Source organism: Metabacillus sp. YM-086 (assembly GCF_048059995.1).
GTDB classification, from domain to species: Bacteria; Bacillota; Bacilli; order Bacillales; family Bacillaceae; genus Metabacillus; species Metabacillus litoralis_B.
Genome location: NZ_JBLUOI010000137.1, coordinates 1 through 7,080 on the forward strand (window position 1 = coordinate 1; position 7,080 = coordinate 7,080).

Annotated in this window: 9 protein-coding genes; 2 read left to right on the forward strand and 7 right to left on the reverse strand. The window is 37.7% G+C overall.

Features of this window, described 5'->3' with window-relative positions; genetic code table 11:
* Positions 1 to 128: 128 nt before the first annotated feature.
* The 3 genes from ACEWK1_RS26895 to ACEWK1_RS26905 all read right to left on the reverse strand — a co-directional run bounded on the left by ACEWK1_RS26895 (position 129) and on the right by ACEWK1_RS26905 (position 1,478).
* Positions 129 to 272: a hypothetical protein gene (locus tag ACEWK1_RS26895; protein ID WP_212136099.1), complete on the reverse strand. Its 144-nt coding sequence runs from the start codon at positions 270 to 272 to the stop codon at positions 129 to 131.
* 69 nt (positions 273 to 341) lie between these two features.
* Positions 342 to 845, reverse strand: coding sequence for a signal peptidase I (lepB, locus tag ACEWK1_RS26900; RefSeq protein WP_098794852.1), 504 nt, complete (start codon positions 843 to 845; stop codon positions 342 to 344).
* A 15-nt stretch (positions 846 to 860) separates the two neighbouring features.
* Positions 861 to 1,478: a TVP38/TMEM64 family protein gene (locus ACEWK1_RS26905; RefSeq protein ID WP_121664666.1), complete on the reverse strand. Its 618-nt coding sequence runs from the start codon at positions 1,476 to 1,478 to the stop codon at positions 861 to 863.
* Between the two features lie 158 nt (positions 1,479 to 1,636).
* Here ACEWK1_RS26905 and ACEWK1_RS26910 point away from each other — a divergent pair, with 158 nt between their 5' ends.
* Positions 1,637 to 2,023, forward strand: a complete 387-nt coding sequence (locus ACEWK1_RS26910; RefSeq protein WP_121664665.1) for a hypothetical protein — start codon at positions 1,637 to 1,639, stop codon at positions 2,021 to 2,023.
* 383 nt (positions 2,024 to 2,406) lie between these two features.
* On the opposite strand, the gene ACEWK1_RS26915 is transcribed toward ACEWK1_RS26910, so the two are convergent.
* Positions 2,407 to 2,979, reverse strand: coding sequence for a competence protein ComK (locus ACEWK1_RS26915; protein ID WP_121664663.1), 573 nt, complete (start codon positions 2,977 to 2,979; stop codon positions 2,407 to 2,409).
* Positions 2,980 to 3,109: 130 nt separating this feature from the next.
* Positions 3,110 to 3,235 carry a hypothetical protein gene (locus ACEWK1_RS26920; protein WP_257535942.1) on the reverse strand — a complete coding sequence of 42 codons (126 nt, stop codon included), beginning with the start codon at positions 3,233 to 3,235 and terminating at the stop codon, positions 3,110 to 3,112.
* A gap of 153 nt (positions 3,236 to 3,388) precedes the next feature.
* On the opposite strand from ACEWK1_RS26920, the gene ACEWK1_RS26925 reads away from it, so the two are divergent.
* Positions 3,389 to 3,622 carry an IDEAL domain-containing protein gene (locus tag ACEWK1_RS26925; protein WP_121664662.1) on the forward strand — a complete coding sequence of 78 codons (234 nt, stop codon included), beginning with the start codon at positions 3,389 to 3,391 and terminating at the stop codon, positions 3,620 to 3,622.
* An 89-nt stretch (positions 3,623 to 3,711) separates the two neighbouring features.
* On the opposite strand, the gene aceA is transcribed toward ACEWK1_RS26925, so the two are convergent.
* Positions 3,712 to 4,995, reverse strand: a complete 1,284-nt coding sequence (gene aceA, locus ACEWK1_RS26930; protein ID WP_212136098.1) for an isocitrate lyase — start codon at positions 4,993 to 4,995, stop codon at positions 3,712 to 3,714.
* Positions 4,996 to 5,059: 64 nt separating this feature from the next.
* On the reverse strand, positions 5,060 to 6,649 hold the full coding sequence (gene aceB, locus ACEWK1_RS26935; protein ID WP_269671109.1) for a malate synthase A: 1,590 nt from the start codon (positions 6,647 to 6,649) through the stop codon (positions 5,060 to 5,062).
* Positions 6,650 to 7,080 lie beyond the last annotated feature (431 nt).

The window sequence follows — 7,080 nt, forward strand, 5'->3', positions numbered from 1 at the left end:
CCTATGAACGACACCACTCGCTCTTACCTCAACACTTTTGTCGTTCATCACCCCTATGAACGACACCACTCGCTCTTCCACCAACACTTTTGTCGTTCATCGCCCCTATGAACGACTCCACTCGCTCTTCACCAACACTTTTGTCGTTCATCACCCCTATGAACGACTCCACTCGCTCTTACCTCAACACTTTTGTCGTTCATCGCCCCTATGAACGACACCACTCGCTCTTCTACTCCGCCACTTTTGTCATTCATCCACCTAATGAACAACAGCACACGCCCTCCCTTTATCAACAAAAAAATGCTAACTCCACAAGTTATAAACAAGTTGAGTTAGCATTATTCTTCATTACCTACAATTCCTATGACATCATCCATTTTTACTAAACCAAAATGACGACTGTCCCGGCTTTGGATACGGTTGTCACCTATAACAAATATATAACCTTTTGGTATTGTTCCTTTATCTATAATATCCTCGAGCGTAAAGTTTCCTGTCTGCTTCGTAACATCTAGATCTTCAGGAGAAAGAAAAGGTTCATTTACAGCCTTTCCATTTACATAAAGCTGATCATCCTTATAATGAAGTTCATCACCCGGAAGACCAATCACTCTTTTCACATAAATGTCGTCACTATTTGGGAGTTGGAATACGACCACATCAAATCTCTTTAACGAGGAAAAATATAAGCTTAACTTGTTAATAGAAAGCAATCTTCCTTCCTCATATGTTGGTTGCATGGAAACTCCCTCTACCTTATATTCAACAAAAATCAAATTTTTCACAATAATAGCTGTTAAACATACTCCTACTGCCGTAAAAGCAATTTTACGCTTTTTCATATAACCTCCTAAAGGTTAGTGTTCTTTTTTCTCAACCGTTATGGTAGTATTCAGTCTTTTTTCGACTCTTTTTCCAATAAACCATAGTAAAAAGATTACAACCCCTGCTATAACAGATCGAATTGGCTTTGTTATAAGAGCGTGCAGATCCTGCCCAATAAAACTTACCAAGAAAATCATAACTAGTTTCCCCGATAGAACTGCTAATATAAACTGCCAGTAACTAATTCTGGACAAACCTGCAACAACATTAATCGCTGCCGACGGAGTAAACGGAAAACAAAGAATTAGAAAAAGCGGGCTAAATCCTCTTCGTTCAATCCAGGTTAACAGCTTTTTAATTCCCTTTTTTTCTTTCAGGCTCTTAAAAACTCTCCATTCGCCAAGTTTCCTCATTATAACGAATACAATAATAGCACCTAAACAAGCCCCAATCCAAGATAAAAAAAATCCCATCCATAGTCCAAATGAATTTACATTGGCAACAATAAAGATAACTAGTGGTAAAAATGGAAAAAAGGCTTCTAACATTGGTAATAATATAGCGAAAAATGGACCAAATGAACGATAGGTCTCAAATAGTTCCATTAAATATTCTAATGTAAAAATGTCCTGCAACGTCTCAAAGTTCATCTTATACTCCTTGTAAAATCCTTTGTATCTATTGTACACACTTATGTTAAAACTTAAAAGATACAGGTACTTACTAAGTTTGTCATACTTGCGAATTTATTAGGATTCGATTATAATTAAATACGAACAAATGTTCTGTATCGATAGGGGGCATTTCTGTGACAAGAATACCAAGTGACGTTCGAGACATGATCGAACAAGCAATTTATTTACCGATGGCTGTTTCAATTTTTAATAGAGATTTAGCTGTTATTCAACAAAGTCCGTTTAAATTACATCGTCCATATTTATCTATTGTTGAAGAGTCGTTAAAACTCGCACAAAAGGATTTGGCTGACGTTAAGCGAGAGCTTCAAAAACGAAACATTAAAGTTCATCAGGTCGAACGAGACGAAGCATTCACTCTTTATTCCTTTATTTACAACGGATATGAAGAAAAACACAATTATTTTAATCCTAGAATTCGAAACAAAGTATCTGAAATTATGGAATTATATTTATTTAAACCAGAAAAGACAAATTTCGGAAAAAGCACACAAACATAAATATTAGTGCTCACTTAATAAAGAAAAATAAGTTCAATTAGGTCCAATCAAAAAATCTAAAAATGACTCTTATTCCATACCATACTATTCGGAACGGTAGAAAAATAAGTTCAGGAAAATAAAAGACAACATCCGCAAAGAAATCGAATATGGAATAAGTATCATGCTTTCTTTTGGCTCTTCGTTTTCTTAAATGTTTCTCTCTTCTCTTTTTAAATGACATCATATTCTCCTTTGTAATCAAACTGTCTTAGCAGTAATACGAATAAACATGCCTAAATGTTGCATTATTAGTTAATCCTTATGTGTTAGGTAGACCCTGAAAAAGCTACCCACAAATCGGATAGCTTCGTCTCGTTCTATCTTATTCACAATGAAGTTAATTATTGAAATCGATTCATTTCTCTTATCATTTGTTCATAAAATGAACTAACTTCCTTCTCACCTTTCGGAAAAAGAAGCATATTTATTTTTCTTTGTTCCTGTTCAATTCTTGAAGAAATAATCGTTCTTAACTGTGCTGTGCGGAAAAGTTGATTTTCAAAGGACCCTACTGACATTGGTAACGTTATTACTTTACCATTTGTAAATGTAATGCAAGTATTGTCTTCATTCGTTCCTACATATTCTTTCACAAAACTATGTGAAAGCCATGCACAATGTGGCCGTGTGGAGGATGTTGTTGGGAAGAAGTAAATTGAGTTTGCCGGGTCAATTACAATTGGTGGTTTATGTGTAACACCCATTAAGTCTTTAGTCCCTTCCTTCCTGCCATTATAACTGCTCCCAAAATATCTGCAACTTTGGTCAATAACATCCATTGGGCGTTTTCCAACAGTAAGATCTTGCTCAAGCTCTAGTACCTCAGTGATGTACCTATTTTCACCAGGGAGAATGGCCATAGTAAATCGGTTAATAAGATAATCTTCCACTACCATTTTGTTCGTATCAATCACCGTTTTGCACCTCTTACTAAATTATTAGGTAAAATATCCCATAAATAATCTAGCATGTCTTTTTTAAAAATTCTATAAATTTACAAAAACTCCATAAAAAAATGACTTCTTTTACATATTTGTAAAGAAGTCATTCATTATTCTGAGCTGCTGAATCCTCAAATGGGCTTCTCAAACGATCTCTATCTTCCATTTCAATTCCAACCAGTGGATTTAAAGCTGTTGGTGATAATTCTGTTTCTTCTTCCTTATACATGACATCACATCCTTTGGAATATCTTTTCCTATTGTAAGATTTTCATACATTCCAAAAATATTCCTGTTAAATTTTTTAAAAATTTTAACAATTTGGTTGATTTTCTCCTAAAAATTCCATACAATATAAAAAAGGCATCAGGGGTGATCTTTCATGAAAAATAAAAAGTCGTCGTACACTGAAATCATGAAGTCCCGTAACACGAAAAACGTTCCATCCGAGCAACCTGTATTAGACATGTATATTCAAATGATTTTGGATGAAGCGTTGTTTAACAGGAAAAAAGAATTGCTAGAAGAACGTATCAATGATGCACTTGACACAAAGAACAAGACAGTATTTATGAAACTATCAAAAGAATACAAAGGATTGCGTAAGCTAGGATAAGGCTGCCATGTGCAGTCTTTATTTCTGTGATTATCCAATGTAATATAAAAGAACGGTCAAGGATGTAGTCCTTGGCCGTTCTCCTTTTATTATGCTTTTGTAAACTGCTCCGCTTCTGTTGATCCCTTCAACGCTGTTGTTGAAGACGTTCCACCAGAAATCGTTTGAGCTACTTCATCAAAATAACCTGTTCCAACCTCTCGCTGATGTCTAGTAGCTGTATATCCATGTACTTCACTAGAAAATTCATTTTGTTGAAGCTCAGAATAAGCAGCCATGCCACGATCACGATAGCCTCGTGCTAACTCAAACATGCTATGATTTAGAGCATGGAAACCAGCAAGTGTAACAAATTGGAATTTATAACCCATTTTAGCAATTTCTTTTTGGAAGTTTGCAATTGTCTCATCATCAAGCTTTTTCTTCCAGTTAAATGAAGGTGAACAGTTGTAAGCTAATAGTTTTCCAGGAAACTTCTCATGAATAGCATCAGCAAATTTTTGTGCCTGCTCTAAATTAGGCTCAGATGTTTCACACCAGATTAAATCTGCATATGGTGCATATGAAAGTCCTCGACTAATTGCCTGATCAATTCCGGAATGAGTACGGAAAAATCCTTCTACTGTGCGCTCACCTGTAATAAACTCATGATCAGCAGGATCAACATCACTTGTAATAAGATCTGCTGCGTCTGCATCTGTTCGAGCAATAATAATCGTTGGTGTTCCCATAACATCAGCTGCTAAGCGAGCTGAAATAAGATTTTTTACAGCAGTCTGAGTTGGTAATAATACCTTTCCACCTAAATGACCACACTTTTTCTCCGAAGATAATTGATCTTCAAAATGAACCCCTGCAGCACCTGATTCAATCATTGATTTCATTAATTCAAAAACATTTAATTGACCGCCAAAGCCAGCCTCAGCATCCGCAACGATCGGTGCAAACCAGTCAATATTCCCTTCTCCTTCAAGATGCTGTATTTGATCAGCACGTTGCATGGCTTGATTGATACGCTTTACAACATGTGGAACACTGTTTGCAGGATATAAGCTTTGATCTGGATACATATTCCCTGAAAGATTCGCATCTGCTGCTACCTGCCAACCACTTAAGTAAATTGCTTTTAAGCCAGCTTTTACTTGCTGTACAGCTTGATTTCCTGTAAGTGCACCAAGTGCATGAATGTAGTCCTCATTGTGAAGGTAATTCCAAAGTTTTTCTGCCCCTCGTCTTGCCAGTGTATGCTCGATATCAATTGAACCCCTTAAACGAATAACCTCTTCCGCGCTGTAAGGACGTGTAATGCCTTCCCAACGTTTATCTAACTCCCAGCTTTCTTGTAATGCTTCTACTCTTGTTTGACCGTTCATTTTTATTCCCCCATTTATAAAAATTTTTTCTTACTTCCCCTTTGTTGTCCTTAATACATTCTGTTTAAAGCTTTTCATAGCTCGGTATCGTTAAGAAATCAATAAACTCATCGCGTTTTACCAGTTCATCGAAAACCAAAACCGCTTCTTCAAAATGCCCTTTCTGAAAAGCTATTTCCCCCACTGATTCTCTTATCTTTTGAACCTCTTCATCTCTTAATAAATCATAAAGCTCGAATGTTAATTTACGACCATCTTCAAGAATTCCACGTGGATGGCGAATCCATTGCCATACTTGAGCTCTTGATATCTCTGCTGTTGCTGCATCTTCCATTAAATTATGAATTGGCGCAGCGCCCCTTCCGCTAAGCCATGAAGCGATATAACGGATCCCAACATCAATATTTGTTCTTACCCCTTCTTCTGTAATGATTCCATCCGGAACCTCTAACAAATCTTCTGCGGTTACGTTTACATCTTCTCGTTTACGGTGAATCTGATTAGGTGTTTTCATATGTTTATCAAAAACATCCTTCGCCACTTGAACAAGTGCAGGATGGGCAACCCATGTACCATCATGGCCGTATGTTGCTTCTCTTTCTTTATCTGCACGAACCTTCTCAAACGCTCGCTCATTGGCTACTGGGTTGTTTTTCACTGGAATTTGTGCCGCCATTCCTCCCATTGCATGGGCATTGCGCTTATGACAAGTTTGGATAGCGAGCAAAGAGTATGATCTCATAAAGTGAACAGTCATTGTTACTTGCGCACGATCTGGTAGAATAACAGACCTACAATTTCTAAGCTTCTTAAGATAACTAAAAATATAATCCCATCTGCCACAATTTAATCCCGCTGAGTGCTCCTTCAGCTCATAAAGAATTTCATCCATTTCAAAGGCTGCCATGATTGTTTCGATTAATACAGTTGCTTTAATGGTTCCGCGTGAAATATTTAATTCATCTTGTGCAAAACAAAATACATCATTCCATAATCTTGCTTCAAGATGACTTTCCATTTTAGGTAAATAAAAATAAGGGCCACTTCCGCGTTCAATTAACTCCTTTGCATTATGAAAACAGAATAACCCAAAATCTACTAAGCTGGCAGACATTCTTTTACCATCAAGCTCTATATGTTTTTCCTCAAGATGCCATCCTCTTGGTCTTACTTTTAAAGTTGCTGTTTCCTCATTCAACTGATAGGTCTTACCGCCTTCATTTTCAAAGGAGATTGTTCGGCGGACAGCATCTTTGAGATTGATTTGGCCGTTCATCACATTTTCCCAGCTTGGTGATGTTGCATCCTCAAAATCGGCCATAAATACTTTTGCACCTGAATTCAAAGCGTTAATGACCATCTTTCGATCAACAGGTCCTGTTATTTCTACTCGTCGATCTTGAAGATCCTGTGGAATTGGAGCTACCGTCCAATCTCCGTTACGAATATGCTCTGTTTCCTCTAAGAAACCTGGCAGTTTACCATTATCAATTTCTCTTTGTCTATCCTCTCTTCGTTGTAACAGCTCTCGTCTTCGATCTCCAAAATTTCGTTCAAGCTTTTCAACAAACCTCAACGCCTCAGGTGTTAATACTTGCTGAAATTCTGGGCTCATGTTTCCAACAATTTTACAACCAGTCATTTGTGTTGCCATTTTTAAAAAAACACCCCTCTTTAAATTGTTATAATACAGTTCGTCGTAACTAAAACTAATATATAACAGATTAAATAAAAATGGAACAATTTTCTTGAAAAAAATTTAAAAAAGTTTTTGACAAATCTTGGAATCTTATTCAAACACTTGATATAACTACGAAAAAGGGATTTGATGTTTTCTACACCAAATCCCTTTTTAAATATGTTTTATTAAGAGTTATTACTCTCGAATTTTTATAACCATAGTGCAATGGAGCGGAAGACACTTGACTCCTGCGGGAGGAGTGGGACAGCTGAGACCCCGCAGGCTGCAAGCCGAGGAGCTCAGCGGGGGGGGGGGGGGGGGGGGGGCGCGGGGGGGGGGGGGGGGGGGGGGGGGGGGGGGGGGGGGGGGGGGGGGGGGGGGGGGGGGGGGGGGGGGGGGGGGGG

Bases quoted from the DNA above. Each gene is read 5' to 3' on its own strand.
- ACEWK1_RS26905 (WP_121664666.1), bottom strand. From the start codon at position 1,478: ATGAACTTTGAGACGTTGCAGGACATTTTTACATTAGAATATTTAATG.
- ACEWK1_RS26920 (WP_257535942.1), bottom strand. From the start codon at position 3,235: ATGTATAAGGAAGAAGAAACAGAATTATCACCAACAGCTTTAAATCCA.
- lepB (WP_098794852.1), bottom strand. From the start codon at position 845: ATGAAAAAGCGTAAAATTGCTTTTACGGCAGTAGGAGTATGTTTAACA.
- aceA (WP_212136098.1), bottom strand. From the start codon at position 4,995: ATGAACGGTCAAACAAGAGTAGAAGCATTACAAGAAAGCTGGGAGTTA.
- aceB (WP_269671109.1), bottom strand. From the start codon at position 6,649: ATGGCAACACAAATGACTGGTTGTAAAATTGTTGGAAACATGAGCCCA.
- ACEWK1_RS26925 (WP_121664662.1), top strand. From the start codon at position 3,389: ATGAAAAATAAAAAGTCGTCGTACACTGAAATCATGAAGTCCCGTAAC.